Consider the following 25,558-nt stretch of genomic DNA (forward strand, 5'->3'; position numbering starts at 1 on the left):
GCGCGTACCCTTGGGCATCATGAGCGTCCCGTCCACGACGCCGCGCGCTGCCGCGGCCAACTCCGTGTGGCCCCTGCTGGAGCCGCTGCTGCCCCAGGTGACCAAGCCCATCCAGTACGTCGGTGGCGAGCTGGGCGCGGTGGTCAAGGACTGGGACGCGGCCACCGTGCGCTGGGCACTGATGTACCCGGACGCGTACGAGGTGGGCCTGCCCAACCAGGGCGTCCAGATCCTCTACGAGGTGCTCAACGAGCTCCCGGACACCCTCGCCGAGCGGACGTACGCGGTCTGGCCGGACCTGGAGAGCCTAATGCGCACGCACGGCGTGCCGCAGTTCACCGTCGACGCCCACCGGCCGGTGCGCGACTTCGACGTGTTCGGCATCTCGTTCTCCACCGAGCTGGGCTACACCAACCTGCTCACCGCGATCGACCTGGCCGGCATCCCGATGCTCGCGGCCGACCGCACCGACGCCGACCCGGTGATCGTGGCCGGCGGGCACGCCGCGTTCAACCCGGAGCCGATCGCCGACTTCATCGACGCCGCCGTGCTCGGCGACGGTGAGGAGGCCGTCCTGGAGATCACCGCGATCGTCCGGGAGTGGAAGGCCGAGGGCTCCCCGGGTGGCCGCGACGAGCTGCTGCTGCGGCTGGCCCGCACCGAGAGCGTCTACGTGCCGCGCTTCTACGACGTGGACTACCTGCCCGACGGCCGGATCCAGCGGGTCGTGCCGAACCGCGCGGACGTGCCGTTCCGGGTGCACAAGCGCACGACGATGGACCTGGACGCCTGGCCGTACCCGAAGAAGCCCCTCGTCCCGCTGGCCGAGACGGTGCACGAGCGGTACGCGGTGGAGATCTTCCGGGGCTGCACCCGGGGCTGCCGGTTCTGCCAGGCTGGCATGATCACCCGCCCGGTGCGGGAGCGGTCGATCACCACCGTCGGGCAGATGGTGCGCGAGGGGCTGGAGTTCTCCGGCTTCCACGAGGTCGGTCTGCTCTCGCTCTCCTCGGCCGACCACTCCGAGATCGGTGACATGTGCTCGGGCCTGGCCCAGCAGTACGAGGGCACCAACGTCTCGCTGTCGCTCCCGTCGACCCGGGTGGACGCCTTCAACATCGACCTCGCGCAGGAGCTGTCCCGCAACGGGCGGCGTACCGGTCTGACCTTCGCCCCCGAGGGCGGGTCGGAGCGGATCCGCAAGGTCATCAACAAGATGGTGTCGAAGGAAGACCTCATCCGCACGGTCGTCACCGCGTACACCAACGGCTGGCGGCAGGTGAAGCTCTACTTCATGTGCGGCCTGCCCACCGAGACCGACGACGACGTCCTCGAGATCGCCGACATGGCGCACGAGGTGATCAAGGCCGGTCGGGCCGCCACCGGCTCCAAGGACATCCGCTGCACCGTCTCCATCGGCGGGTTCGTGCCCAAGCCGCACACCCCGTTCCAGTGGGCTCCGATGGAGCGCCCGGAGGTCATCGACCACCGCCTCAAGATCCTCAAGCAGGCGATCAACTCGGATCGCTCGCTGGGCCGGGCGATCGGCTACCGCTACCACGACGGCGAGCCGTCGCTGATCGAGGGCCTGCTCAGCCGCGGTGACCGCCGGGTCGGCGCCGTCATCCGCCGGGTCTGGGAGAACGGCGGGCGGTTCGACGGCTGGAGCGAGCACTTCTCCTACCAGCGCTGGGTGCAGGCGGCGGCGGAGACGCTGCCCGCGTTCGGGGTGGACCTCGACTGGTACACCACCCGGCAGCGCGACGAGCTGGAGGTCCTGCCCTGGGACCACCTGGACTCGGGCCTGGACAAGGACTGGCTCTGGCAGGACTGGCAGGACTCGCTGTCCGAGTACGAGCAGGACGACTGCCGCTGGACCCCGTGCTTCGACTGCGGCGTCTGCCCGTCGATGGACACCGAGATCCAGATCGGCCCCACCGGCAAGAAGCTGCTTCCCCTCACCCCGCTGGGCGGCAACGGCATGAAGGTGCCGGCGCACGGCCACCCCGCCTGACCGCCCCTCGCGGGGCAGCGCCGGGCGGCGGTGAACCGCGATCCTCCACATCCGACACGTCACCCACCGGTCCACGACCGGTGGGTGACGTCTGTCGGTGCCGGTCGGGGCTGCCCCGAGTCGGCCGCACTCGATACGCTGCGTCTGACATGGACCGACCCGGCGGGTCGGCAACGGGGAGGAAGCGCATGGGTAGCATCCCGCCGCCGAACACCGGCGATCTGCACGTCAGCGTTGAGGATCTGGACGCGGCGGCGGCCTACGTCGAGCGTCTGAAGCAGTACGTCGACGACACCATCAGCTACGAGATGGAGCGCATCAAGGAACGCATGAAGGGCGACAGCAACAACGCCCAGACCGTTCCGAACGGCACCCCCTTCGGCGCGTACGAGGACGCCCGCATGCAGTGGCAGGCGCTGACCGAGTCGACGGCCAACATGGAGATGCACCTCAAGTCGCTCTCGGCGAAGCTCGCCGCGTTTAAGCAGGGCACCGAGGACATCGCCAAGGCGTTCCGCGACACGGAGGAGCGCAACGCGGCGAACGGCAAGGAGATCGAGCGGCTGCTGGAGTCCGCCGCTCCGCCTCCCACCGCTGGCGGCACGCCCACCTACCCGTACACGGCCTGAGGGGGACGGCATGGCTGGAGGAACCTGGGAGCGGTGCGTCCGCGAGGTGACGCTCTCCGCGGACCCGGAGACGGTCGGCTCGGTCGGTGTGGGATGGGGCAACCTCTCGGCCGGCCTGGGCTACCTGCGCGACGCGCTCGTCGGCCGCTCGTTCGTCGGCCCGGTCGCGACGGGTCAGGAGCGCCCGCACGTCGGCGGCCTGCCCGGCCTGCTCGCCGGCTGGAAGGGCAGCGGTGGTGACGCCTACCGCGAGCACCTGAGCGGCATCGGCAGGCAGATCGAGCAGCTCATCACCGACGCGAGCAACGTCAGCGGCGCCTTGTCGCGGATCGAGGGTGACATCCGCAAGGCGGTCGCCACGATCCCCATCCCGCTGATGGACGACTTCGGCTTCAACGAGTGGAGCCTGCCCAACGGCACCGAGCTCGACGACGCCCGCGACGGTGAGAGCAGCTCGGGCTTCCTCGCCGCCCTGCGCCAGGACTACCAGAACAATCCCGGGTCGTACGCCGACGGCGCGTTCCGCGACAAGGCCGACGACCTGGAGGCGACCATGAAGGTCGACGGCCAGGCGGGTGACCAGAAGCGGGGCGGCTTCTGGGACACCAAGTCCCACCTGGACAACTGGTACCGGGACAACCAGCAGGCGGCCAACTCGGCGATGTCGCCGCTGCCCCAGGCGGTGTACACCGAGCGTCCCAAGCTGAAGGTGATCCCACCGGGAACCGAGCAGGACAGCTACCGGCCCGACGACCGGACTCTGCCGAAGGGGCGGCCCGACGTCGGCGACCTCGGTGGCGGTGGCGGCGGTGGTGGCGGCGGCGGTGGCAACATCGGCAACCCCCCGCTGATCGGCAGCAGGCCGCCCGGCGTCGGCGACGTGGGCGGCGGCCCGACGACCAGCGCCGGCCCGTTCTCTCCGCCCACCTCCGGCGGGCTCGGCGACGGCTCCTCGACCGGCGGCTCGGGTTCGTACACGCCGCCCACCGGCTCCGGTTATCCCGGTGCCGACGATGGCTACGGCAGCGGTCTGGCCGGTGCCACGCCGAGCGGCGTCGGCGGCGGGTACGGCGGCCTGGGTGGCGGCCTCGGCGGCACCGGGGTCGGCAGCGCCGGTCTGGGCGGTGCCGGCGGTGGTTTCGGCGGCGGTGCTCTGGGTGCCGCCGGCGGGATCGGATCCGGCGGTGGCGTGGGCGCGGCCGGCGGCATCGGTGTGGGCGGTATCCCCGGCATGGTGGGCGGCGGCAACGGCAAGACGCCGCCGCTGACCAGCGCGGCGAACGCGCTGCGCAGCGCCGCCTCCGCGCGGGGCGCCGGGATGGCCGGTGGCGCCGGGATGGCCGGCGGCGCGCGGGGCGGCGCCGGCATGGGGGGCGCCGGCATGATGGGCGGCGCCATGATGGGCGGCGCGGGCGGCGCCGGGCACGGCGGTGGCACCGGCTCGGAGCACTCGTCGTGGTTGACTGAGGACGACGATCCGTGGGGCTCCGACGACGGGGCGTCCCCGGGTGTCCTTCGATGAGGACGGACGGATGAGGGTGAACGTCGCTGCGCGCCGGCCGGTCACGGCCTGCCTGCTGGCGGTGCTCCTGGTGCTCGGGGTCGCCCAGCCGGCGACCGCCGCGCCTCGGCGGACCGAGCAGTGGTATCTCGACGAGCTGCGGATCGACCGGGCGCACAAGCTCTCCACCGGGCGGGACGTGGTCGTGGCCGTGATCGACACCGGCGTCGACGCGACCCACCCGGACCTGCGGGGTCAGGTGCTACCCGGTGGCCGCAGCTACGGCGCCTCCGGGGACGGCCGGGCCGACGAGCAGGGCCACGGCACACACATGGCGGGCATCATCGCGGCGAACGCCAGCCGCGACGGCGTGGCGGGCATCGCGCCCGGCGCGAAGATCCTGCCCATCAAGCTGCGCGCGGGCAGGGAGAGTTCCTGGGACGAGGTGGCGGTGAGCCGCGGCATCCGGATGGCCGTCGACGGCGGAGCCAAGGTGATCAACCTGTCCCAGGGCAAGCCGTCGGCCGTCACCCCCGAGGAGGAGAGCGCCATCCGGTACGCGCTGGACCGCGACGTCGTCGTGGTGGTCAGCGCCGGCAACACCGCCCAGGGCGCCGTGAAGGTTCTCGCGCCGGCCAACGTTCCCGGCGTGCTCGCGGTGACCGGAACGACCCGGGGTGGCGCCTTCTGGTCCGGCTCCGCCCAGGGGCCGGAAGCGGTGGTCGCCGCACCGGGGGACGGCATCTACAACATCGGTCCCGACGGGGGCTACGGCTGGGGTGACGGCACCTCGGACTCGGCCGCGATCGTCTCCGGTCTCGCCGCGTTGATCCGGGCGAAGTACCCCGACCTCGACGCCGCGAACGTGATCAACCGGATCGTCCGGACCGCTCGTGACGCCGGACCGTCCGGGCGGGATCCGCAGTACGGCTTCGGCCTGATCGACCCGGTGACCGCGCTGACCGCGAACGTGCCGCGGGTCGCCGCCAACCCGCTGCTCGACCGGGCCGCCGCACCCGCACCGGAGCCGGTCCGCACGGCGGACGCGGCCGAGGAGTTCGACGTCACCCAGCACGGTGACCGTGGTGGCCCCACCGACCAGCAGGTGATGGTTATCGTCATCGGCATCGCCGTGGTGCTGGCGTTGCTGCTGGGGCTGGCGGTCTTCCTGATCTGGAACCGGCGTCGGTACCGCCGCGAGGCGACCCTGCCGGCCGGCGTACCGGACGGGCTGCTCGACCAGGCTTCCCCCGGCGGCTGGGCCCCGCCCGACGCGTACGGAACCTCCGTCCCGCCGTCGGGTTACGCCCCGCCGTCGGGTTACGCCCCGCCTCCGGGTGCGCCGCCCGCCCCGCCGGGGAGCGGCAACCGGTCCTGATCGTCCGTGGCCGGCCGGGTGACCCTGTGCGTCTCCGGCCGGCCGTCGGGGTTCTGCGGCGGGTCGGCACGGCCGCGCTGACCGTTTCCCACCGGCTCGGCGCCGCCACCCGACCGCCCCGGTTGCGTACCGTCACGGGCCCTGCGCCAGGATGGGCGGACACGCAGGTAACCCGAGGAGCCCACGATCGCCAGAAAGCCTCAACCCGAGGGCGGCCAGGCGCCGGTCGTCCAGCGCGTCCGCATCCGGTACGCCAAGCGGGGGCCGCTGCGCTTCACCTCGCACCGTGACTTCGCCCGGGCCTTCGAGCGGGCCTTGCGCCGGGCCGGCGTGCCGATCGCCTTCTCCCAGGGCTTCACCCCGCACCCGAAGATCTCCTACGCCAGCGCAGCGCCCACCGGCGTGGCCAGCGAGGCGGAGTACCTGGAGATCGGCCTCCAGGCGGAGGTCGACCCGGCCGCGCTGCGGGCCGCGCTGGACGCCGCGCTCTCGCCCGGGCTGGACGTGCTGGACGCCGTGGTCGCTGTCGGGGGCAGCCTGGCCGACCGGATCGAGGCGTCGCACTGGTACATCGAGCTGCCCCAGGTCGAGCCGGCCGTGCTGCGCGCCGCCGTGGACGCCTTCACCGCCGCCGACGAGGTGCTGGTAGAGCGGATGACCAAGCAGGGCAGGCGCACCTTCGACGCCCGTGCCGCCGTCATCTCCATCGATGTCCCTGCGCCGACCGAGACGCCTTCCGGGGCGCCGGCCGTACCGTGTGCGATACTCGAACTGGTCGTGCGGCAGGTCACCCCGTCCGTACGGCCCGATGACGTCCTTTCCGGCCTCCGCGTGGTGGCCGACCTGGAGCCGCCGGTCTCGCCGAGGGTGACCCGGCTGGCTCAGGGCACGCTGACCGCGCAGGGTGCGATCGCGGATCCGTTGGATGCGGACCGCGACGGGGCAGCCATCGTTGGGCACTGACCGACGGTCAGTGCTCTGGCAGGCAGACTTCGGCGGTCGCGCACCACGCGCGCCCGGCGGAAACACTTTTGCGGCGACCCTGCGTGGCAGCGCTCACCCGCGCCCGGGGCAGCCAGAACTGGAGAACGTCCATGCTCGAGAACGAGCCCGAGGGCGGCGAACGGACCGGTTCACAGCCGGCCGACGACACCGCTGACCAGAGCACCACCGTCGACGGCGCCGCCGTCACGGACCCCACCGGCGCCCCCGACCCGGCCGACGCCGAGTTGGCTGACACCGAGTTGGCTGACACCGAGAGCGCGCAGGGCGCCACCGCGGTCCCCAGCGCGGCAAGCGGCGACGAGCCGGCCGCTACCGAGCCGGCCGCCAGCGAGCCGGCCGGTGCGGGCGCCGCCGAACTCGCCCCGCCGGCACGCCGGACCCGGGCGACCCGCCGCCGGGCCACCCCTCTGAACCAGCCTGAGCAGACCGACGCGCCGATCGAGGCACCGACCGGCGGTGCCGGCAGTGCCGAGGCGCCGCAGGCCGAGGTCTTCGCGCCGGTCTCCGGCGACCTGGACGCCGCTCCGAAGACGCCGCGGCGGCGCCGCAAGGCCACCCCCGCGGCGGCCACCGAGGAGCCGCTGGCCGCAGCCGCCGTCGAGGAGGCCTCCGCGGAGGTCGTCCCGCCGGTCAAGGTCACCCGTACCCGCCGGAAGAAGGCCGCGCCGGCCGCCGCCGAGACGCCGCCGGCGACCACCGAGCCGGGTGCCGAGGCACCGTCGGCGATCACCCAGCCGGGCGCTGAGGCACCGTCGGCCGCCGAGGAGCCGCGGAAGGCCGAGGCGCCGGAGACCGTTCCGGCGGAACCTGCCGCCGAGCCCCGGACCAGTGGCGCCGAGGACCGCTCGGGCGAGGTGCCGATGGGCGTCTCCGTTCCCGGCGGCACGAACGAGCCGATCGAGCCGGCCGCCGAGGCCGAGCCGGAGCAGCCGCGGACCCGCCGCCGGCGGGCGGCGCTCTCCGCGCCGACCGTGTTGTTCATGGCGCCGCAGCCGGACGCCGTGCCGGTCACCCGGGCCGCGGAGCCCACTCCGGTGGCCGAGGAGCCGGCCGCCGAGGAGGCGGTCGAGCCGTCCCGCAGGCGCCGGCGCGGTCGTCGCGACATCGAGCCGGTGGAGCCGGTCGAGGCCGTCGAGGCCGAGGAGGAGCCGATCGAGGAGGCCGAGGAGGCCGCCGAGTCGGACGAGGAAGACGAGGACAGCGCCGCTGCCCGTCGCCGCCGGCGGCGCGGTCGCCGGGGCCGGGGCCGCGGCAAGGGCGGCGCCGACGAGGCCGAGGACGAGGAGTCCGAGGAGGCGGCGCAGGCCGAGGAGGAGACCGCCGAGGTCGAGGCCGAGGGCGATGAGGACGAGGAGACCGAGGGCGGGGACGGGCTGACCCGTCGTCGCCGGCGGCGTCGTCGCCGGGGCGCCGGGGACACGGAGGGTGCCGCCGACGACGGCGTACCGACCGTGGTCAAGATCCGCGAGCCGCGCCGGACCGTCGACGAGGTGCAGGGCGTCTCCGGCTCGACCCGGTTGGAGGCCAAGCGCCAGCGCCGCCGGGACGGTCGCGAGCAGCGCCGTACCCGTCCGCCGATCCTGAGCGAGTCGGAGTTCCTGGCCCGCCGGGAGGCGGTCGACCGGGTGATGGCGGTCCGCCAGCGCGGTGACCGTACCCAGATCGCGGTGCTGGAGGACGGGGTGCTGGTGGAGCACTACGTCACCCGCAACTCCTCCGGCACCATGGCCGGCAACGTCTACCTGGGCAAGGTGCAGAACGTGCTGCCCAGCATGGAGGCGGCGTTCGTCGACGTCGGCCGGGGCCGCAACGCGGTGCTCTACGCCGGCGAGGTCAACTGGGACACCTCCGGCCTGGAGGGGCGGGCCCGCTCGATCGAGCACGCGCTGCGCTCCGGTGACTCGGTGCTGGTGCAGGTCACCAAGGACCCGATCGGGCACAAGGGCGCCCGGCTGACCAGCCACATCGCGCTCTCCGGCCGGCACCTGGTCTACGTGCCCAACGGCAACGCGTCCGGGATCAGCCGGAAGCTGCCGGACACCGAGCGCAAGCGGCTGCGGGACGTGCTCAAGAAGCTCGTGCCCGACGGTGCGGGCGTGATCGTCCGGACCGCCGCCGAGGGCGCCAGCGAGGACGAGCTGGCCCGCGACGTCAAGCGGTTGCAGGCGCAGTGGGAGGACATCCAGGCCAAGGCCGCCGAGGGTGGCGCCCCCGTGCTGCTCTACGAGGAGCCGGACCTGGTCATCCGGGTCGTCCGGGACCTCTTCAACGAGGACTTCCGCGAGCTGATCATCGAGGGCGAGCAGTCGTACGACATGGTCGAGTCGTACCTGTCGCACGTCTCGCCGGACCTGGTCGACCGGGTACGCCGGCACGTCGGCACCAGCGACGTGTTCGCCGAGTACCGGATCGACGAGCAGATCATCAAGGGGCTGGACCGCAAGGTCTTCCTCCCCTCCGGCGGCTCACTGGTGATCGACCGTACCGAGGCCATGACGGTCATCGACGTCAACACCGGCAAGTACACCGGCTCCGGGGGCAACCTGGAGGAGACGGTCACCCGTAACAACCTGGAGGCGGCGGAGGAGATCGTCCGCCAGCTCCGGCTGCGTGACATCGGCGGCATCGTGGTGATCGACTTCATCGACATGGTGCTGGAGTCCAACCGCGAGCTGGTGCTGCGCCGGCTGACCGAGTGCCTCGGGCGGGACCGCACCAAGCACCAGGTCACCGAGATCACCTCGCTCGGCCTGGTGCAGATGACCCGTAAGCGGATCGGCGCGGGCCTGCTGGAGGCGTTCAGCGAGACCTGCGAGTGCTGCAAGGGCCGGGGCGTCATCATCCACACCGAGCCGGTGCCGGAGAAGCCGCGTGCCGCCGGTGCGGGGGAGAAGGTCAAGGCGGTGGCCTCGTCGGTCGCCGCCCCGGCCGCCGAGGCGAGCGGCGGCTCCTCGCGCCGCCGGGCACGCAAGAGCGCCCCGGCCGAGCGCGCGGTGGTCGAGGTCGTCGAGACCGACAGCGGTACCGACGTCGAGGCCGACTACCAGGACACGATGGGCTACGACCTGTCCCGCTACGAGTCGGAGACCGCCGCAGCGCCGGCGGTCGCCGACAGCCAGCAGGGCGAGTCGGCCCGGTTGGCGGCGGCGGACGACCCGGACGCGGTGACCGACGGCGACGCCGACGAGGAGGGCACCGAGGGCGGTACGGGTCGACGCCGGTCCCGCCGCGGCGGTGCCCGTCGGCGGACCCGTCCGTGACCGCCTGACCGGCCCGGTGTTTGACGGCGTCCCTTCCCCGGAAAGTGCAGGGGGAGGGACGCTGTCCGTGCGGCCGCCTCCGGCCCGATCGGCCGTCCCGGTCAGGAGGAGGACATGCGTCGTCTGCTCGCCGTCACCGTGCTGACCGCCGCCCTCTGGGGCGGGGCCGGCTGTGCCAGCGACCGGCCGGCCGGTGAGGGGCGGGCCACCACCGGCGCGAGCGGCGCCACGGCGTCGGGCCCGGCGGTCTCGACCGGCACGCCCACGGCGCCGGGCGGCGACACCGCGCGGGTGTGCGCCGCGGCACAGCGGGCCGGCAGCACCGCGCTGCGCACGTACGTGGCGGAACTGGGCCAGATGGTGGCGGCGGTCGGCGCGGGCGATCGGGCCGCGGCCGAGGCCGGCCGGCAGCGGGCCGAGGCGGCGCTGGCCGGCTGGCGGGTCGCGCTGCGCCAGCAGTCCGCCCAGGCCACCGACCCGCAGCTGAAGACGTTGCTCACCGACATCGGCACCGAGGTCGCCGCGCTCGGCGCGGACGTCGGCTCGATCGACGAGACCGAGCTGGACCGGCTCCAGCAGCGCCTGGACCAGCTCTGCACCCGCTGACCAGGCCGGGCCGGTTTGGGATCCGGCCCGGCGATGGCGTACGCTAACCTGCGGCGCACCTTGGTGTGCCGAGTTCCCGTGTGCCCGCGCCGCCGTGCACTGCTACCCGGCGAGCCGCCGCGGGGACGACCGCCAGCAGCCTCAACGACAGGGAGTCCGCCTCCGATGTACGCGATCGTCAAGACCGGCGGCAAGCAGTACAAGGTCGCCGAGGGCGACGTGATCGAGGTCGAGAAGCTCGCCGGTGCCCCCGGCGACGCGGTGAAGCTCACCGCGGTGCTCCTCGTCGACGGTGACGACCTGGTGACCGACGCGGCGAAGCTTGCCTCGGTCGCGGTGTCCGGCGAGATCGCCGCGCACACCAAGGGCCCGAAGATCAAGATCCACAAGTTCAAGAACAAGACCGGCTACCACAAGCGCCAGGGTCACCGCCAGCCGTTGACCCAGGTCAAGGTGACCGGCATCTCCAGCGGGAAGTAGGTCGTCCTCCAATGGCTCACAAAAAGGGTGCGTCCAGCTCGCGTAACGGTCGCGATTCCGCGGCCCAGCGACTCGGCGTGAAGCGCTTCGGTGGTCAGGTCGTCAGCGCGGGTGAGATCCTCATCCGTCAGCGTGGCACCAAGTTCCACCCCGGTGACCTGGTCGGCCGTGGCGGCGACGACACGCTGTTCGCGCTGTCGGCCGGTGCGGTCCTGTTCGGCACCAAGCGCGGTCGCAAGACCGTCAGCATCGTTCCGCAGCAGTAGTTTTCTGGCTGAGCGGGCCGCGGACCTCCGGGTCCCGGCCCGCTCAGTTTTTTTCACGCGCGGGGTCGGACCTCGCTGGAAGGATTGACACCGTGGCTACGTTCGTTGACCGGGTCGTGCTGCATCTGCAGGCCGGCGATGGCGGGCACGGTTGTGCCTCCATCCTCCGGGAGAAGTTCAAGCCGTTCGGTGGTCCGGACGGCGGCAACGGCGGGCACGGCGGCAGCGTGTCCCTGGTCGTCGACCCGCAGGTGACCACCCTGCTCGACTTCCACTTCCGCCCGCACGTGAAGGCGGACAACGGCAGGGGCGGCGCGGGGTCGAACCGGGACGGGGCCAACGGCCACGACCTGGTGCTCAAGGTCCCCAACGGCACCGTCGTGCAGACCCTGGACGGCACGGTCCTGGCCGACATGGTCGGCGCCGGCACCACCTTCGAGGTGGCCCGTGGTGGTCGCGGTGGCCGGGGCAACGCGTCGCTGGCCAACGCCAAGCGCAAGGCCCCCGGCTTCGCCGAGCTGGGCGAGCCCGGCGACCACCTCGACGTGGTGCTGGAGCTCAAGAGCGTCGCCGACGTCGGCCTGGTGGGCTTCCCCTCGGCCGGCAAGTCGTCGCTGATCTCGGTCATCTCCGCCGCGAAGCCGAAGATCGCCGACTACCCGTTCACCACCCTCGTGCCCAACCTCGGCGTGGTCCGGGTGGACGACCACACCTTCACCGTGGCCGACGTGCCGGGTCTCATCCCGGGCGCGGCCACCGGCAAGGGCCTGGGTCTGGAGTTCCTGCGGCACATCGAGCGCTGCTCGGTGCTGGTGCACGTGATCGACACGGCGACCCTGGAGCCCGGCCGGGACCCGGTCGCCGACATCGACACCATCGAGGCCGAGCTGAACCAGTACGGTGGACTGGCCGACCGGCCGCGGTTGGTCGCGCTGAACAAGATCGACGTGCCGGACGGCCGGGATCTCGCCGAGATCGTCCGTCCGGATCTGGAGGAGCGGGGCTTCCGGGTGTTCGAGGTCTCCGCGGCCACCCGCGAGGGGCTCAAGGAGCTCACCTACGCGATGGCCGAGCTGGTCGACGCCGGCCGTAAGGCCGCCCCGCCGGCCGAGCCGACCCGGATCGTCATCCGGCCGGCGGCCGTGGACGACGCCGGGTTCACCATCGAGGCCCGGGCGGACGGCTCGTTCACCGTCCGCGGCGTCCGGCCCGAGCGCTGGGTCAAGCAGACCAACTTCGACAACGACGAGGCCATCGGCTACCTGGCGGACCGGCTGGCCCGCCTCGGGGTGGAGGAGAAGCTGGCCAAGGCCGGCGCCCAGCCCGGTGACCTGGTCCGGATCGGCGAGCGCGAGTTCGACTGGCAGCCGACCCTCTACGCGGGGGTGGACTTCGTGCCGGGTAACCGGGGCACCGACATCCGCCTCGAGGAGAAGACGAACCGGGCGTCGGCGGCCGAGCGGCTGGCCGCGCGCAAGGCACGCCGGGTGCGTTCGGCGGACGGCCTGGACGCGGACACGACGGACGACGTCGACGCCGACATCGACGACGACGAGGACGACGCCGAATAGCCCGTTGCGCTCCGTGATCGGGTTGACTGCCGGAAACCTCCGCGAAATGCCGACCGCCTAGCGTGGGCTGGATGCTGATCGAGTCGCGTCCGGTCACGAATCCGGAGATCGCCGCCCTGGTCACCGCCCAGCAGCGGGAGCTGCGCCAGGCCGATGGCGGGCTGGACGGGCAGGTCACCCGGACCCACGACGACATCCGCTACCTCGCGGTGGTGGTGGACGGGCGGGCGGTCGCCTGCGGCGGACTCCAGTCGGTCGACGCCGCCACCGGCGAGGTGAAGCGGATGTACGTCCGGCCGGCGTACCGGGGCCGGGGCATCGCCCGGCAGTTGCTGGCGGCCCTGGAGGAGTTGGCCTTCCGGGAGGGGCACTCGGTGGTCTGCCTGGAGACCGGCACCTACCTGCCGGCGGCGATCGGGCTCTACACGTCGGCCGGGTACGACCGGATCCCGGTCTACGGGGAGTACGTCGACAACCCGTACAGCGTCTGTTTCGCCAAGCGGCTGCCGGTCGCGGCCTGACCGCCGGGGCCGCGACCGCGCGGCTCAGTCGCCGGTCTTGGCGTGCGCGACGGTGACCGGCTTCGACTCCGGCGACGCGTGCTGGCGCAGGAAGATGCTCAGCACGATCAGGGCGCCCACCGCGAGGAACTCGCTCTGCCAGTTCTGCATCGACTGGAACCAGAAGTCGCTGGTGCCGAGGAATTCCCACACCCCGATCGGCTGCGCCCCGCTCTGCAACGCCTGCTGCTCGTTGTACTGTGCCGTGCCGCCCAGCAGGTGACCGACGAACGAGCCGACGAAGATCAGCAGCAGGGCGATGGAGAGGCTGTTGCGGTACACGACCAGCGGCAGGCCGCCGACACGCACCGGCCAGGGAGATTCCGGGGTGGCCCGACGCTCGTCGTCGGCCGGCCGGTCGGTCTGGTCCTCCGGCTTCGACTCGGCCGATCCCTTCTGCACCAGGTACGCGGTCAGCAGCACGTACCCGCCCATCTGGAGGAACTCCGACTCCCAGTTCTCGAAGACCGCTTCGATGAAGTGCCCGGTGGTCAGGTAGGCCGGCCAGCTCAGTGGGGCGGCGCCGAACTCGGTCAGCTCCTCGTTGTGGGTCTGCCAGCCGAAGACGCTCTGCAGCACCAGGAAGACCAGGAACGCGCCCAGCATGGCGACGGTCAGTGCGTTGTTGCGGAGCCAGCGTGGCATTCCGACCTCCCTCGCGGATCGCCCTCGCATACCCGGGTCGACATGGCCGCGAAACCGGCGCGCGGCCCGGTCAGGGCCGGTCGAATGGGGTGTCCAGCCGCCCGCCGGTGCCCACCTGGTTGGAGAGCAGCAGCCCCAGCGCGATCATGCCGAAGCCGAGCGCGAGGTGCAGCCAGTTGTCGGCGTTGTTGATCGGCAGGAGGTTCACCACACTGTCCTCGTCGACCGCCTCCACCGCCAGGCCGTACAGCCAGAGGCCGAGGTAGAGCGCGCCGCCGCCGGCCAGGTAGAGCCGGGACCCGGCGAGGCTGCGCGCCATCACCAGCCCCGCCAGTCCGAAGAGCAGGTGCAGCGCGTTGTGCAGGATCGACACCTGGAACAGACCGAGCAGGTCGGCCTCGGAGTGGTGCCCGGCGAAGGACAGCTGGTCGTAGTCGGTGGTGATGCCGGGGATGAAGCCGAGGATGCCGATCAGGAGGAAGACCCCGGCCACGGCCAGCGTGGCCAGCTGCACCCGGGGCTTAGGCCCGGCCGACCGGCCACCCCGCGCGTTCCGTGCCATCGCTGCCACCCCTCCGTGGATCTGTCGGCCCCGGGAATCCCACTGTCCGCGGCGGCGACGTGACGCAGCCCGGCGATCCTCCATTTTGTAGTCGTTCCGCCCGGTCGCGCAGAGATATCCGCGAAGAGGTATGGAAGCCGAAACGGAGGGTAGGTGAATTGTCAGCGGCCGCGGCAGCGCTGCCGCACCCCCCAGCACAACCGCGACGACTTTCCGAGCGGAAGGGAAATCATGACTTACGATCTGTCACCCACGTCTTCCACGTACGGGCAGGAGTCGACCAACGGCGGCGGCGTCCGCGACCAGGCCCGCCAGGTGGGATCCGAGGCCGCGAACGCCGGCGGCGCGGTCGCCCAGACCGCCAAGGAGCAGGGCGCCGAGGTCGGCCGCGAGGCCGCCCGCCAGGCCCGCAACCTCTACGGCGAGGCCCGCAGCCACATCACCAACCAGACCGGTGAGCAGCAGCGCCGGGCCGCCGGCGGGCTCCGTTCGCTGGCCGACGAGATGCGCTCGATGGCCGAGCAGGGTGGCCAGGCCGGCCCGGTGAGTGAGCTGGCCCGCCAGGCCGCCGACCGGGTGCACGGCGTGGCCGGCTGGCTCGAGGAGCGCGAGCCCGGCGACCTCATCGCCGAGGTGCGCGACTACGCGCGGCGCAGCCCGGGCACCTTCCTGGTCGGCGCGGCCGTGCTGGGCGTGCTCGCCGGTCGGTTGACCCGCGGCATTTCCTCCGCGGGCGACTCCGACACCGGCTCGACCGCCTACCGGGGCTCCGGCGCGTACGACCCGGAGCGCACCGCGGTCATCCCGACCCCTCCCGTGCAGCGCACGGAGCCGGTCGGCGGCTACCTCGACCCGACCCCGGGCACCTACGCCGACCCGACCCCTGGCACCTACGCCGACCCGACCCCCGGCGGGTACGTCGAGCCGACCGGCACCGGCCAGCCCCTGCCGCCGGTGAGCCAGACCGACCCGCTGCCCGGCGTTCCGTCCAGCGGCACCACCCGCCCGTGATCCACCGCATGATTCGAAGGGAGGCGACGGCATGAGCATGCCGACGCAGGGGTCCGGGCTGGACTCCGGTTACGCCTCCGACGCGGGTGCCCCGCACTCCGCGGCGGAGGTGAAGGGCAGTTCTCTCGGTGACCTGATGCGCCAGGTCACGACCGACCTGTCGACGCTGATGCGCCAGGAGGTCGAGCTGGCCAAGGCCGAGATCCGGCAGGAGGGCAAGAAGGCGGGCAAGGCCGCCGGGCTCTTCGGTGGCGCCGGGTTCGGCGGTTACATGGTGGCGCTCTTCGTCTCCATCGCCGTGTGGCAGTTCCTGGATAACGTCATGGACTCCGGCCTGGCCGCGCTGATCGTGGCCGTGCTCTGGGCCGTGGTCGCCGCCGTCCTCTACTCCATGGCCAAGAAGAACGCGGAGCGGATCCGCGGCCTCCAGCAGACCAACGACAGCGTGCAGCGGATCCCCGACGCGCTCAAGCCCCACCCGGAGGGAGTCACCCGATGAGCACCGACCCCGACCAGATCCGCCGGGAGATCGAAGCCACCCGCAACAGCCTGAGCTCCGATGTGGACGCGCTGGCGTACAAGGTCAGCCCCAGCCGCATCGTCGACGACCGTAAGCAGCGGGCGCGTTCCGCGCTGCAGAATGTGAGGGACAAGGTCATGGGAACCGCGTCTGACCTCGGCCACGGCACCGGCCACGCCGCCTCCTCGGTGGGTGACCGCGCCTCGTCGGCGGCCTCCAGCGTCAGCGACGCCGCGCACTCGGCGGCCTCGACGGTGAGCGACGCGGCGCACCGCGCGCCGCACGTGATCCGGCAGAGGTCCGAGGGCAACCCGCTGGCCGCCGGGCTCATCGCGTTCGGCGTCGGCTGGCTGGTCTCCTCGCTGATCCCGGCCTCCCGCCGGGAGCAGGAGGCCGCTCTCCAGGTCAAGGAGAAGGTCAGCGAGCACAGCGGGGCGGTCAAGGAGAAGCTGAGCGAGGCGGCCAGCGACCTCAAGGAGGAGCTGCGCGAGCCGGCCCAGCATGCCGCCGAGTCGGTGAAGTCCACCGCCCAGGACGCCGTGCAGACGGTCAAGGACGACAGCAAATCCGCCGCGCAGGACGTCAAGGACCAGGCCCAGCAGTCCCGCCAGCAGGTGAACTACTGACCCGGCCCGACCGCACCGCGACAGCTCGCGGCCACCCCTCGGGGTGCCCGCGAGCTGTCGCGTTTCCGGGCCTTCCCGCGTCGCTTCATCGGCGAGCAGGTGGAGACGCAGGTGGGTCAGCGGGAGTGGAGGCGCCGGCGCAGGGTGCGTTCGGAGTGGGCGGCGCGGCGGACCCGGCCGCCGGCGTAGCGGACGCCGCCGAACAGCACCCGCCTCCCGAGCGCCAGCCAGCCACACACGCCGCGCTCCAGCAGCCAGAGGGGCGCGGCCAGCGCGGTGCTCGGCGGGAAGACCGCCGTGCCGCCGGCCCGCCGTCGACCCAGCTCGGCCAGGCCGATCGTGGTGGCCACCGCGCCGAGCAGCAGCCCGTGCCGGCGGGACGCGAGGGCCGCCGCCAGCGCCGGCACGACCGCGAGCGAGGTCAGCAGGCGGGCCGGCTGGGCCAGATCGTCGTACGCCTGGCGTACCCGCTGGCCGCGGAAGTGCGCGGCGTCCGGTGGCAGCCGGCGGACGTACAGCCCGGCCGGCGTCGCCTCGGTGCCCCCGTACGCGCGCACGGTGCGGATCAGCTCCAGGTTCTCGAAGAGCACGTCCGGGTCGTAGCCGCCCATGGCGAGGAAGGTGCTCCGGCGCACCGCCAGGGTGCCCGGGTAGTCCGCGCCGAGCGCCCGGTTGAGCAGCGTCCGGCCGGTGTCCCACCAGGCGTGCCAGGGCAGCGGGTCGAAGTAGTTCTGCGGGCGGACCAGGTCGGCCCGGCTCAGCAGCCGGTGCACCTCGCGCAGTGCGGCCTCGTCGTACCGGACGTCGTCGTCGGCGATCACCACGTGCTCGTGACGGGCGGCGCGGAGCCCGGTGCGTACCCCGGTCACCTTGCCGTTCACCCCGTGCAGGGCCGGGTCCGGCGGGAGGTGGCGGACCAGCCCCCGCCAGGCGGCGGCGTGCCGGGCGAACAGTTCGGGTGGCGAGCCGTCGACCACGGTCACCTCCGCCAGGCCGCGCAGCCAGCGCAGGTAGCCGGTCAGCTCGGCCAGGTCGGCGTCGTCGGACCAGCGCAGCGGCAGGACGTACGCCAGCGGCAGCCGGCGCGACCGGACGCCGGGCCGGCGGCGCCCGGCGGACCGGTCACCCGGCGTGGGCGGCGCGCCCGCGGCCCCGACGGGCGCCCGGCCGGAACGGGCAGGGCGGCGGCGGGAGTCGTCGGGGCCTCCGGGCGGCCCTCCCGGGCGGGTCGGGGCGCTCATGGCGACACCGGCCGGCGGTAGACCGACACGTGGTCGCGACTGTCGTCTCCGAAGGGCCGGCCGGTCCAGTCGGCCCACCGGTGCTCCCGGGCGAGCCCGGCCAGTTGCGCCATCAGGTCCAGCTCGGCGGGCCAGGCGTAGCGGTGGTTCGCGGGCAGCAGGTCCACCCCGGTGCCGGTGAGCCTGATCTTGGTGGTGGTCATCCGCTGCTCGGCGGGGTGCAGCAGCGCCGCCTCCAGCAACACCTCCTCCTGCGCCACCCGCACCGGCCGCAGCGCCGCGCCGGCCCGGAACGCGCCCGGATCGGGCACCCACGCCTCGATGACGAAGCGGCCGCCGGGACGCAGGTGGGCGGCGGCGTTGCGGAAGCACGCCACCTGCGCGGCCTGGTCGGGCAGCGCGAAGATCGTGTTGAACGCCAGCAGCACCAGGTTGAACTCACCCGGCACCCGGGTCGTGGTGAAGTCGCCGATGGCCACCTCGATCCGATCGCCGTCCGTCTTCTTCCGCAGCCGGCCGGCCATCTCCGACGACCCCTCGATGCCGGCCACGGTCAGCCCGCGTTCCTGCAGCGGCAGCGCCAGCCGGCCGGTGCCGATCCCGAACTCGCAGACCGGTCCGCCCTCGGCGAGCGCCACCAGCCGCTCGACCGCGTCGGTCGGGTCGAGATGCGCGAACGCCTCGTCGTAGACGTCGGCCGGTATGTGCCGGCCGTACTCGCTGGCATCGAAGGGCAATGTGCCTCCCGGACGGCGGTGGGGCGGCCCGCCGGTGGGCGGGCGGTCGGGGCCCGCGGACGGGCGGGCGCCCGCAGCAGGTGCCCGCATTCCGGCAGATCAAACCGACATGTCGTTTCGGTCGGCCCACCCCGGGTAGCGCTGCCGGTACGGGCGGTCCATCCCCGGACCCCCGGGTGGAGGAGACGGAATGGCCAGCAACGGAACGAGGTGGGCGCTGCTCGGCGTCACCGCGGTGACCGCGGTCGGCGTCGGGCGGACGGTGGCGCGGCGGCGGCACCGCCGCCAGCCCGAGCGACAGGACGGCTGGTACGTGGTGCGCCGTGGGGTGACCGTGGACCGGCCGAGGGATGCGGTGATCGGCTTCTGGACCGACCGGGAACGGCTGGACCGGGCGTTGGCCGAGTGGGCCACGCTGGAGCAGCTGGACGAGCAGCGGTGGTGGTGCGTTTCCCGCGACCCGTCCGGCGGCGACACCCAGTGGCAGGCAGAACTCACCGTCGACGGGCCGGGCACCCTGAGCTGGCGGGTCGAGAAGGGCCCGGTGGCGCAGATGGGGCGGATCGCGCTGGTGGACGCGCCGCAGGGTCGGGGCACCGAGATCCGCGCGGAGCTGCGGTACCGCTCCGGCCCGCTGCGCCGGCTGATCGGCCTGGCCAGCAGCCAGGAGCCGGACCTGGCGCTGCGCGACACCCTGCGCCGGGTGAAGTCGCTGATCGAGTGCGGCCAGGTGGTCGACACCCGCCGCGACCCGTCCGGCCGCAGCCCGGCACAGGAGAAGGCGACCGACAAGGCCCGGGAGAAGTTGACGACGGGAGGACGGGCGTGAAGGCGCTCTGCTGGGAAGGCGTCGGCAAGCTGGCGGTACGCGACGTGCCGGAGCCTCGGATCCGCGCCGAGGGGGACATCATCGTCCGGGTCCGGGCCAGCAGCGTCTGCGGCTCCGACCTGCACCTGATCAACGGGTACCTGCCGGCGATGCGCGAGGGTGACATCCTCGGCCACGAGTTCATGGGCGAGGTGGTGGAGACCGGTCCCGGCGTCCGGCGGCACTCGGTCGGCGACCGGGTGGTGGTCGGGTCGGTGGTGGCCTGCGGTGGGTGCTGGTACTGCCGGACCGAGCAGTACTCGCTCTGCGACAACTCCAACCCGCAGCCGGTCTTCACCGAGAAGCTGTGGGGGCACTCGCCCGCCGGCATCCTCGGCTACTCGCACGCGGCGGGCGGCTACGCCGGCTCACACGCCGAGTACATCCGCGTGCCGTTCGGCGACGTCGGCGCGTTCGGCGTACCGGACGGGGTGCCCGACGACTCGGTGGTGTTCGCCTCGGACGCGATGCCCACCGGCTGGATGGCCGCCGACTTCTGCGGGCTCACCGGCGGCGAGGTCGTCGCGGTGTGGGGCGCCGGCGGGGTCGGGCAGATGGCGGCCCGGTCGGCGCAACTCCTCGGCGCCGAGCGGGTCATCGTCATCGACCGGTTCCCGGACCGGCTGGCCACGGCGGCCGACCGGGTCGGCGTCGAGACGATCAACTACGCCGAGACCGACGTGCTGGAGGCGCTGCGCGAGATGACCGCCGGGCGCGGGCCGGACGCCTGCATCGAGGCGGTCGGCATGGAGTCGCACGACGTCGGGCCGACCTACGCGTACGACAAGGCGAAGCAGACGGCCCGGTTGCAGACCGACCGGCCCACGTCGGTCCGGCAAGCGATCATGGCCTGCCGCAAGGGCGGCACGGTGAGCATCGTCGGGGTCTACGCCGGCCTGGTCGACAAGTTCCCGCTCGGAGCGGCCATGAACAAGGCCCTGGTGCTGCGGATGGGCCAGATGCACGCCCAGCGCTACATCCCGATGCTGCTGGACCGGATCGCCGCCGGCGAGATGGATCCGGGCTACCTGGCCACCCACCCGCTGCCCCTGGCCGAGGGCGCCCGCGGCTACGAGCTGTTCGAGAAGAAGCAGGACGGCTGCCTGCGCAGCGTCCTGCACCCCTGAACCTCCCGCCGGCCCCGCATCCGCTGCTCCCGCCGGGCGGCGGGTGCGGGATCGGCGGGGGTCAGGCGGTGCGGCGGACGTTGGCGATCCGGAAGCCGCTGGGCGGAAGCGCCGGCATCCGGTGCAGGGTCAGCGCCAGGTCCTGCGGCGGTACCTCGTAGCGCATGGTGGCGGTCAGGTTGGTCACCGCCCGCTTCATCAGGTCGATGGTGATCCACTCGCCGGCGCAGCGGTGCCCGGTGGCGTGGTTCCCGCCGCCCTGCGGGATCAGGGCGAACGGATCACCCGGCCAGTCGGCGAAGCGTTCCGGCCGGAACAGCTCGGGCTGCGGCCAGAGCGTCGGGTGGTGGTTGGTGCCGTACAGGTCGAGCAGGACCCGCCGGCCGCGCGGGAAGTGGTGGCCCTGCCAGTCGAAGGCGCGCCGGACCCTGGCCGCGGCCGCCGGGAAGAACGGGTAGTACCGGCGCACCTCCTGGACGAACTGCTCGGTGGCCGCGTCGTCGTCGCGGACCCGCCACCGCCACGCGGGGTGGTCGTGCAGGGCGAGCGCGGCGAAGACGATGTACCGGTCCACGGCGACGGCCGGCCGCAGCACGTTGAGCAGTTCCACCGCGGCGATCCGGCGGGGCAGCAGCCGGTCGTTCGCGTCCCGGTGTTCGGCGATCACCTTGAGCGCGCTGCCGGCGAGGGCCGGGTGGGTGCCGATCCGGGTCCGCTCGATGACGTCGGCGATCCAGCGTTCCCCACGGCGGCGGGCCAGCAGCCCGCGCCAGTGCCGGGGGCCGACCACCGCCGGGCCCTCGATCATGGCGTGCAGGTCCACGGTGCGGCGGTCGACCTGCGACAGGGCCAGCGGAACTCCGGCCCACGCGCAGACCACCCGGGTGAGCATCCGACCCAGCTCGTCGTAGAGCACCACCCCCGGCGGCGAGCCCTCCCAGGCGGGGATCCGGGCCCGCCACTCGGCGTCGAAGAGCTGCCCGAGCTGCCGGATGGCGGTCGGCGTCATGATCGACATGAGCATCGCCTTGCGGTCGTGGTGCTCCGCTCCGTCCAGGCTCTGGACGCCGCGTCGGCCGGTGAGCGTCCGCTGCACCCGCAGCGGCATCGCACCCTGCCGTTGGAAGCGTTCCGTGTCGTAGAAGAGCGCCGCGGCCGGCCGTCCGCGTAGGCAGATGGTCGGCGTGAGCAGGATCCGGGTCTGGAAGATGTCGCTGCCGTACCGGTCGCAGCGTTCACCGATGAACCGGTAGCCGGCGCGGAGGTACGCGAGGGTGCTGTCCGGGCTGCGGTCGGCCGGCATGCTCGCCATCGGATCTCCTCACGCGGGGTGACGGCCGGCGCCGGCCGCCCGGTCGTGCGGGCCGGTTGCGGTTACCCCGGTCAGCGCCCCTGAATCCCGCCGCCGGCCGCTGGGGACGGGCGCCGGTCGGCGGTGCCGGCGGCACGTCCGTTCGCGGCGGCCACCGGATCGGGCGTCTGCTGGCCCCTCCCACCGGTGCGGGAACCTGGTTGGCTCTGGTGAGGGGCCGGCACCGACGGGCGGTCGGGCGGGTGTGGCGGTGGCGTGGCCGGGGCCGCGACCACGGATCACGGGGAGGACGGATGCGGGACAACAGGTCGCCGCACTGGCGGCAGCGTCGGGCGTTCGGGGCGCTCGGTTCCGGGCGGGGCGGGGACGACGGGGCGCTGATCGGGCCGCCGGGGCGACGACCCACCCGGCGACTCCGATACTTCACGATGCACCTCGGCTTCACCGCGGCCAGCGCGGCCGACGCCCGCGAGTTGGCGGTCGGCTACGCCGAGGCGCTGAGCCTGCTCCGCCCCGAGGTGGCGCTCGGCGCGAGCGCCCTGTCGCCGGCCGACGCCTGGCACCGGGCCGAGCGGCTGTTCTGCGGCGCGGTCGGCCCGGACGGCGAGCGCTGCGTCGACGTGGCCGACCATCCCGGCTTCCACCACGCCCCGGGCCCGGGCGACCTCGGCTGGGGCGACGGCGACTGATGACCAGAGCTTGGTGGTGGCAACTGCGTCGAGGTGGCCGCTCGCCCCTGACCGGGTTCTCCACGGCCGTCTCGCTCAGGTCGCGTTGTCCCCGGTGGGCACACCGCGACATCGGCGACGGCGGTCAGTCCAGGTCGAACTCGCCGTCCTGGGCGCCGGCCACGAAGGCGTCCCACTCGGCCTGGGTGAAGACCAGCACCGGTCCGTCCGGCTCGGCGGAGTTGCGCATGCCGATGAGGTCGTCGACGAAGGCGACCTCGACGGCACTGTCGGAGGTGTCCCCCTCGGCTCGCTGCCAGACCGCCCGAGAGAGGTCGAAGTCGCCCTTGGGGTGCTGCGCCATGGTTCTTTCCTCCAGTGCCGGGGGTCGTGGGGACCGCCTGCGGATCCCCATCGGGCAGGATAAGCGGATGCCGAGCCTGACCCGTGTAGAGGCGACCGCGCGTGGCGCAGCCATTACCGTCGAGTCCTATCAGGTGGACCTCGACCTGACCGGCGGCGGCGAGCGGTTCCGCTCGCAGGTCACGATCCGGTTCCGGGCGACCCCCGGCACCGAGACGTTCGCCGAGGTCAAGCCCGCCAAGCTGCTGGCGGTACGCCTCAACGACCGTGACGTCGACCCGGACGCGCTCACCGACAACCGGCTGCCGCTGACCGACCTGCGCGCGGAGAACACCCTCACCGTCTCGGCGGAGATGGCGTACTCCAACAGCGGGGAGGGGATGCACCGTTTCGTCGACCCGGCCGACGGCGAGACCTACCTGTACGCGGTCACCTTCCTGGACAACGTGCAGCGCATCTTCACCGCCTTCGATCAGCCCGACCTCAAGGCGTCGTTCACCCTCGCGGTCACCGCGCCACCGGAGTGGACGGTGACCAGCAACGCCGCGGTCGCCGCCAACCCCGAGCCCGGGCGCTGGGAGTTCGCGCCGACCGCGCCGCTGGCCACCTACTTCTTCTCGCTGATCGCGGGCCCGTACCACGTCCGTGAGGCGGAGCACGACGGCGTGCCGCTGGCCCTCTACTGCCGGCGGTCGCTGGCCGAGCACCTGGACGCCGACGCCGAGGAGATCTTCACCATCACCCGGCAGTGCCTGGACCGGTTCCACCAGCTCTTCACCGAGCGCTACCCGTTCGGCAAGTACGACCAGGCGTTCGTGCCCGAGTTCAACGCCGGCGCGATGGAGAACCCGGGCATCGTTACGTTTCGCGACGACTACGTGTTCCGCTCGGCGGTCACCGACAGCCAGCGCGAGTTACGGGGCACCACCATCGCCCACGAGATGGCGCACATGTGGTTCGGCGACCTGGTCACCATGCGGTGGTGGGACGACCTGTGGCTGAACGAGTCCTTCGCGGAATACCTGGGCACCCGGGTCACCGCCGAGGCGACCCGGTTCGGGCAGGCGTGGACGACGTTCGCGATGCGCCGCAAGGCGTGGGGGTACGCCGCCGACCAACGCCCCTCCACCCATCCGGTGGCCCCCGAGAGGGTGGCCGACGCCGACGAGGGGCTGCTCAACTTCGACGGCATCTCGTACGCCAAGGGCGCCAGCGTGCTGCGGCAGTTGGTCGCCTGGCTCGGGGACGAGGCGTTCCTCGCCGGCCTGAACGCGCACTTCGCCGCACATCGCTTCGGCAACGCCACCCTCGCCGACCTGCTGGCCAGCCTCTCCGCCGCGAGCGGCCGGGACCTCTCCGGCTGGGCCGAGCGCTGGCTGCGCCGGGCCCAAGTGAACACCCTGCGGGCCGAGGTCACCGTCGACGCCGACGGTCGCTACACCGAGGTGGCCGTGGTGCAGACGGCGCCGGAGTCGCACCCGGTGCTGCGTCCGCACCGGATCGGTGTGGGCCGCTACTCGATGGACGGCACGGTGGAGCGGACCGAGGTGGACCTCGACCCGGACACCGACGGTGGGCGGACGGTGCTCGGCGAGCTGACCGGCGCGCCGGCGGCCCGGCTGCTGCTGCCCAACGACGGCGACCTGACGTTCGCCAAGGTACGCCTCGATCCGGCCTCGGCGGACGCCGTACCGCTGGTGCTGCCCGGGCTGGCCGACCCGCTGGCCCGGGCGCTGCTCTGGGCCGAGGTGCTGGACGCGGCGACCGACGGCGAGCGCCCGGTGGCCGGCGTGGTCGACCTGATCGCCGCGGCGCTGCCCGCCGAGACCGAGGTGATCATCGCGGAGGACGTGCTCACCCTGAGCCGGTCCCTGGTCGACCGCTACCTGGACCCGCTGGCCCGCTCGGCGGCCCTGGCCCGGGTGGCCGCCGCGTGCCGGCAGCTCCTCGACGGCGCTGCGGCGGGGGAGTCGTTGCAGCTCGCCGCGGCCCGGGGTTGGATCGCCGCCACCACCGACGCCGACCTGCTCACCGGCTGGCTCGCCGGTCGCGGCGTGCCGGCCGGGCTGGCGGTCGACGCCGAGCTGCGCTGGGCGGTGCTGCGCCGGCTGGTGGTGCTCGGCGCGGCCGGCGAGGCGGAGATCGCCGCCGAGTCGGCAGCCGACCCGAGCGCCGCCGGCGCGGAGCGGGCCGCCCGCTGCCGGGCCAGCCTGCCCGACCCGGCCGCAAAGCAGGCGGCGTGGGAGATCATCGTGCGCGACACCGAGCTGTCCAACCGGCTGCTGGAGGCGACCGCCGAGGGGTTCTGGCAGCCCGAGCAGGTCGAGCTCACCGCGCCGTACGTCGAGCGGTACTTCGCGGAGATGCCGGCCGCCGCACGTCGGCGTACCCCCTGGACGGCGGATCGGGTGGCCAGCCTGGCCTTCCCCCGCTACGCCGTGGCGCAGCCGACCCGGGAGGCGGCCGCGGCGCTGCTGGCCCGCGACGACCTGACCCCCGGCCTGCGCCGGGTGGTCACCGACGCCGACGACGACCTGCGTCGGGCGCTGGTGGCCCGCACGGCGGTGGCCGCCGCGGGGGCGTGACACCGGGCGGGGTGGCACAGGGC

24 protein-coding genes are annotated in these 25,558 nt (G+C 73.2%); 18 read left to right on the forward strand and 6 right to left on the reverse strand.

Going from position 1 to position 25,558, the window contains the following annotated elements; translation table 11 throughout:
- Window positions 1-19 precede the first annotated feature (19 nt).
- The 11 genes from ACFOW4_RS18115 (at window position 20) to ACFOW4_RS18165 (ending at window position 13,231) form a co-directional block, all read left to right on the forward strand.
- On the forward strand, window positions 20-2,014 hold the full coding sequence (locus ACFOW4_RS18115) for a TIGR03960 family B12-binding radical SAM protein (protein ID WP_377529185.1): 1,995 nt from the start codon (window positions 20-22) through the stop codon (window positions 2,012-2,014).
- Between the two features lie 188 nt (window positions 2,015-2,202).
- Entirely contained in the window at window positions 2,203-2,643 is a 441-nt protein-coding gene (locus ACFOW4_RS18120; protein WP_377529187.1) for a hypothetical protein, read from the forward strand.
- Between the two features lie 10 nt (window positions 2,644-2,653).
- A complete protein-coding gene (locus ACFOW4_RS18125) occupies window positions 2,654-4,165 on the forward strand; it encodes a hypothetical protein (protein WP_377529190.1) in 1,512 nt (503 codons plus the stop codon).
- 10 nt (window positions 4,166-4,175) lie between these two features.
- Window positions 4,176-5,522 (forward strand): type VII secretion-associated serine protease mycosin, encoded by a 1,347-nt coding sequence (gene mycP / locus ACFOW4_RS18130; RefSeq protein ID WP_377529193.1) that lies wholly within the window; start codon window positions 4,176-4,178, stop codon window positions 5,520-5,522.
- 243 nt (window positions 5,523-5,765) lie between these two features.
- Entirely contained in the window at window positions 5,766-6,485 is a 720-nt protein-coding gene (locus tag ACFOW4_RS18135; RefSeq protein ID WP_377529264.1) for a TIGR03936 family radical SAM-associated protein, read from the forward strand.
- Between the two features lie 131 nt (window positions 6,486-6,616).
- A complete protein-coding gene (locus ACFOW4_RS18140) occupies window positions 6,617-9,787 on the forward strand; it encodes an Rne/Rng family ribonuclease (RefSeq protein ID WP_377529196.1) in 3,171 nt (1,056 codons plus the stop codon).
- A 114-nt stretch (window positions 9,788-9,901) separates the two neighbouring features.
- A complete protein-coding gene (locus tag ACFOW4_RS18145; protein WP_377529198.1) occupies window positions 9,902-10,393 on the forward strand; it encodes a hypothetical protein in 492 nt (163 codons plus the stop codon).
- A 165-nt stretch (window positions 10,394-10,558) separates the two neighbouring features.
- Window positions 10,559-10,873, forward strand: a complete 315-nt coding sequence (rplU, locus tag ACFOW4_RS18150; RefSeq protein WP_377529200.1) for a 50S ribosomal protein L21 — start codon at window positions 10,559-10,561, stop codon at window positions 10,871-10,873.
- Between the two features lie 11 nt (window positions 10,874-10,884).
- On the forward strand, window positions 10,885-11,139 hold the full coding sequence (rpmA, locus tag ACFOW4_RS18155) for a 50S ribosomal protein L27 (RefSeq protein WP_074313740.1): 255 nt from the start codon (window positions 10,885-10,887) through the stop codon (window positions 11,137-11,139).
- A gap of 92 nt (window positions 11,140-11,231) precedes the next feature.
- Complete coding sequence (gene obgE, locus ACFOW4_RS18160; RefSeq protein ID WP_377529203.1) at window positions 11,232-12,710, forward strand: GTPase ObgE; 1,479 nt, start codon at window positions 11,232-11,234, stop codon at window positions 12,708-12,710.
- A 71-nt stretch (window positions 12,711-12,781) separates the two neighbouring features.
- On the forward strand, window positions 12,782-13,231 hold the full coding sequence (locus ACFOW4_RS18165) for a GNAT family N-acetyltransferase (protein ID WP_377529204.1): 450 nt from the start codon (window positions 12,782-12,784) through the stop codon (window positions 13,229-13,231).
- Between the two features lie 24 nt (window positions 13,232-13,255).
- Here the strand turns inward: ACFOW4_RS18165 and ACFOW4_RS18170 are convergent, their stop codons facing one another.
- Window positions 13,256-13,915 (reverse strand): DUF6766 family protein, encoded by a 660-nt coding sequence (locus ACFOW4_RS18170; RefSeq protein WP_377529207.1) that lies wholly within the window; start codon window positions 13,913-13,915, stop codon window positions 13,256-13,258.
- A 70-nt stretch (window positions 13,916-13,985) separates the two neighbouring features.
- The gene (locus ACFOW4_RS18175) at window positions 13,986-14,477 is read right to left on the reverse strand and encodes a DUF4383 domain-containing protein (RefSeq protein ID WP_377529209.1); all 492 of its coding nucleotides are present in this window, start codon (window positions 14,475-14,477) and stop codon (window positions 13,986-13,988) included.
- A gap of 231 nt (window positions 14,478-14,708) precedes the next feature.
- Here ACFOW4_RS18175 and ACFOW4_RS18180 point away from each other — a divergent pair, with 231 nt between their 5' ends.
- Genes ACFOW4_RS18180 through ACFOW4_RS18190 form a run of 3 tightly spaced genes read left to right on the forward strand, consistent with a single transcriptional unit; the run spans window position 14,709 to window position 16,634 of the window.
- Window positions 14,709-15,488: a hypothetical protein gene (locus ACFOW4_RS18180; protein WP_377529211.1), complete on the forward strand. Its 780-nt coding sequence runs from the start codon at window positions 14,709-14,711 to the stop codon at window positions 15,486-15,488.
- Window positions 15,489-15,519: 31 nt separating this feature from the next.
- Window positions 15,520-15,987, forward strand: a complete 468-nt coding sequence (locus ACFOW4_RS18185) for a phage holin family protein (RefSeq protein WP_377529213.1) — start codon at window positions 15,520-15,522, stop codon at window positions 15,985-15,987.
- Complete coding sequence (locus tag ACFOW4_RS18190; protein WP_377529216.1) at window positions 15,984-16,634, forward strand: DUF3618 domain-containing protein; 651 nt, start codon at window positions 15,984-15,986, stop codon at window positions 16,632-16,634. Before ACFOW4_RS18185 ends, ACFOW4_RS18190 begins: the two co-directional genes overlap by 4 nt.
- 116 nt (window positions 16,635-16,750) lie before the next feature.
- Here ACFOW4_RS18190 and ACFOW4_RS18195 read toward each other — a convergent pair whose 3' ends face one another.
- Window positions 16,751-17,875, reverse strand: a complete 1,125-nt coding sequence (locus ACFOW4_RS18195; RefSeq protein ID WP_377529218.1) for a glycosyltransferase — start codon at window positions 17,873-17,875, stop codon at window positions 16,751-16,753.
- On the reverse strand, window positions 17,872-18,612 hold the full coding sequence (locus ACFOW4_RS18200) for a class I SAM-dependent DNA methyltransferase (protein WP_377529220.1): 741 nt from the start codon (window positions 18,610-18,612) through the stop codon (window positions 17,872-17,874). Before ACFOW4_RS18200 ends, ACFOW4_RS18195 begins: the two co-directional genes overlap by 4 nt.
- A 190-nt stretch (window positions 18,613-18,802) precedes the next feature.
- Here ACFOW4_RS18200 and ACFOW4_RS18205 point away from each other — a divergent pair, with 190 nt between their 5' ends.
- Window positions 18,803-19,441, forward strand: a complete 639-nt coding sequence (locus tag ACFOW4_RS18205) for a cyclase (RefSeq protein ID WP_377529222.1) — start codon at window positions 18,803-18,805, stop codon at window positions 19,439-19,441.
- Window positions 19,438-20,607, forward strand: coding sequence for a zinc-dependent alcohol dehydrogenase (locus tag ACFOW4_RS18210; protein ID WP_377529223.1), 1,170 nt, complete (start codon window positions 19,438-19,440; stop codon window positions 20,605-20,607). Before ACFOW4_RS18205 ends, ACFOW4_RS18210 begins: the two co-directional genes overlap by 4 nt.
- 61 nt (window positions 20,608-20,668) lie before the next feature.
- On the opposite strand, the gene ACFOW4_RS18215 is transcribed toward ACFOW4_RS18210, so the two are convergent.
- Window positions 20,669-21,919, reverse strand: a complete 1,251-nt coding sequence (locus tag ACFOW4_RS18215; protein WP_377529226.1) for a cytochrome P450 — start codon at window positions 21,917-21,919, stop codon at window positions 20,669-20,671.
- A 293-nt stretch (window positions 21,920-22,212) separates the two neighbouring features.
- Here ACFOW4_RS18215 and ACFOW4_RS18220 point away from each other — a divergent pair, with 293 nt between their 5' ends.
- A complete protein-coding gene (locus tag ACFOW4_RS18220) occupies window positions 22,213-22,608 on the forward strand; it encodes a hypothetical protein (protein WP_377529229.1) in 396 nt (131 codons plus the stop codon).
- A 124-nt stretch (window positions 22,609-22,732) separates the two neighbouring features.
- Here the strand turns inward: ACFOW4_RS18220 and ACFOW4_RS18225 are convergent, their stop codons facing one another.
- Window positions 22,733-22,951 carry a DUF397 domain-containing protein gene (locus ACFOW4_RS18225; RefSeq protein WP_030336536.1) on the reverse strand — a complete coding sequence of 73 codons (219 nt, stop codon included), beginning with the start codon at window positions 22,949-22,951 and terminating at the stop codon, window positions 22,733-22,735.
- A gap of 67 nt (window positions 22,952-23,018) precedes the next feature.
- On the opposite strand from ACFOW4_RS18225, the gene pepN reads away from it, so the two are divergent.
- Entirely contained in the window at window positions 23,019-25,535 is a 2,517-nt protein-coding gene (pepN, locus tag ACFOW4_RS18230) for an aminopeptidase N (RefSeq protein ID WP_377529232.1), read from the forward strand.
- The last annotated feature ends 23 nt before the right edge of the window (window positions 25,536-25,558 follow it).

The sequence above is a fragment of the Micromonospora sp. GCM10011542 genome (assembly GCF_042650685.1).
Classification (GTDB): Bacteria; Actinomycetota; Actinomycetes; order Mycobacteriales; family Micromonosporaceae; genus Micromonospora.

Bases quoted from the DNA above. Each gene is read 5' to 3' on its own strand.
- ACFOW4_RS18115 (WP_377529185.1), top strand. From the start codon at position 20: ATGAGCGTCCCGTCCACGACGCCGCGCGCTGCCGCGGCCAACTCCGTG.
- ACFOW4_RS18120 (WP_377529187.1), top strand. From the start codon at position 2,203: ATGGGTAGCATCCCGCCGCCGAACACCGGCGATCTGCACGTCAGCGTT.
- ACFOW4_RS18125 (WP_377529190.1), top strand. From the start codon at position 2,654: ATGGCTGGAGGAACCTGGGAGCGGTGCGTCCGCGAGGTGACGCTCTCC.
- mycP (WP_377529193.1), top strand. From the start codon at position 4,176: ATGAGGGTGAACGTCGCTGCGCGCCGGCCGGTCACGGCCTGCCTGCTG.
- ACFOW4_RS18140 (WP_377529196.1), top strand. From the start codon at position 6,617: ATGCTCGAGAACGAGCCCGAGGGCGGCGAACGGACCGGTTCACAGCCG.
- ACFOW4_RS18145 (WP_377529198.1), top strand. From the start codon at position 9,902: ATGCGTCGTCTGCTCGCCGTCACCGTGCTGACCGCCGCCCTCTGGGGC.
- rplU (WP_377529200.1), top strand. From the start codon at position 10,559: ATGTACGCGATCGTCAAGACCGGCGGCAAGCAGTACAAGGTCGCCGAG.
- rpmA (WP_074313740.1), top strand. From the start codon at position 10,885: ATGGCTCACAAAAAGGGTGCGTCCAGCTCGCGTAACGGTCGCGATTCC.
- ACFOW4_RS18165 (WP_377529204.1), top strand. From the start codon at position 12,782: ATGCTGATCGAGTCGCGTCCGGTCACGAATCCGGAGATCGCCGCCCTG.
- ACFOW4_RS18170 (WP_377529207.1), bottom strand. From the start codon at position 13,915: ATGCCACGCTGGCTCCGCAACAACGCACTGACCGTCGCCATGCTGGGC.
- ACFOW4_RS18175 (WP_377529209.1), bottom strand. From the start codon at position 14,477: ATGGCACGGAACGCGCGGGGTGGCCGGTCGGCCGGGCCTAAGCCCCGG.
- ACFOW4_RS18180 (WP_377529211.1), top strand. From the start codon at position 14,709: ATGACTTACGATCTGTCACCCACGTCTTCCACGTACGGGCAGGAGTCG.
- ACFOW4_RS18185 (WP_377529213.1), top strand. From the start codon at position 15,520: ATGAGCATGCCGACGCAGGGGTCCGGGCTGGACTCCGGTTACGCCTCC.
- ACFOW4_RS18190 (WP_377529216.1), top strand. From the start codon at position 15,984: ATGAGCACCGACCCCGACCAGATCCGCCGGGAGATCGAAGCCACCCGC.
- ACFOW4_RS18195 (WP_377529218.1), bottom strand. From the start codon at position 17,875: ATGAGCGCCCCGACCCGCCCGGGAGGGCCGCCCGGAGGCCCCGACGAC.
- ACFOW4_RS18205 (WP_377529222.1), top strand. From the start codon at position 18,803: ATGGCCAGCAACGGAACGAGGTGGGCGCTGCTCGGCGTCACCGCGGTG.
- ACFOW4_RS18215 (WP_377529226.1), bottom strand. From the start codon at position 21,919: ATGGCGAGCATGCCGGCCGACCGCAGCCCGGACAGCACCCTCGCGTAC.
- ACFOW4_RS18220 (WP_377529229.1), top strand. From the start codon at position 22,213: ATGCGGGACAACAGGTCGCCGCACTGGCGGCAGCGTCGGGCGTTCGGG.
- ACFOW4_RS18225 (WP_030336536.1), bottom strand. From the start codon at position 22,951: ATGGCGCAGCACCCCAAGGGCGACTTCGACCTCTCTCGGGCGGTCTGG.
- pepN (WP_377529232.1), top strand. From the start codon at position 23,019: ATGCCGAGCCTGACCCGTGTAGAGGCGACCGCGCGTGGCGCAGCCATT.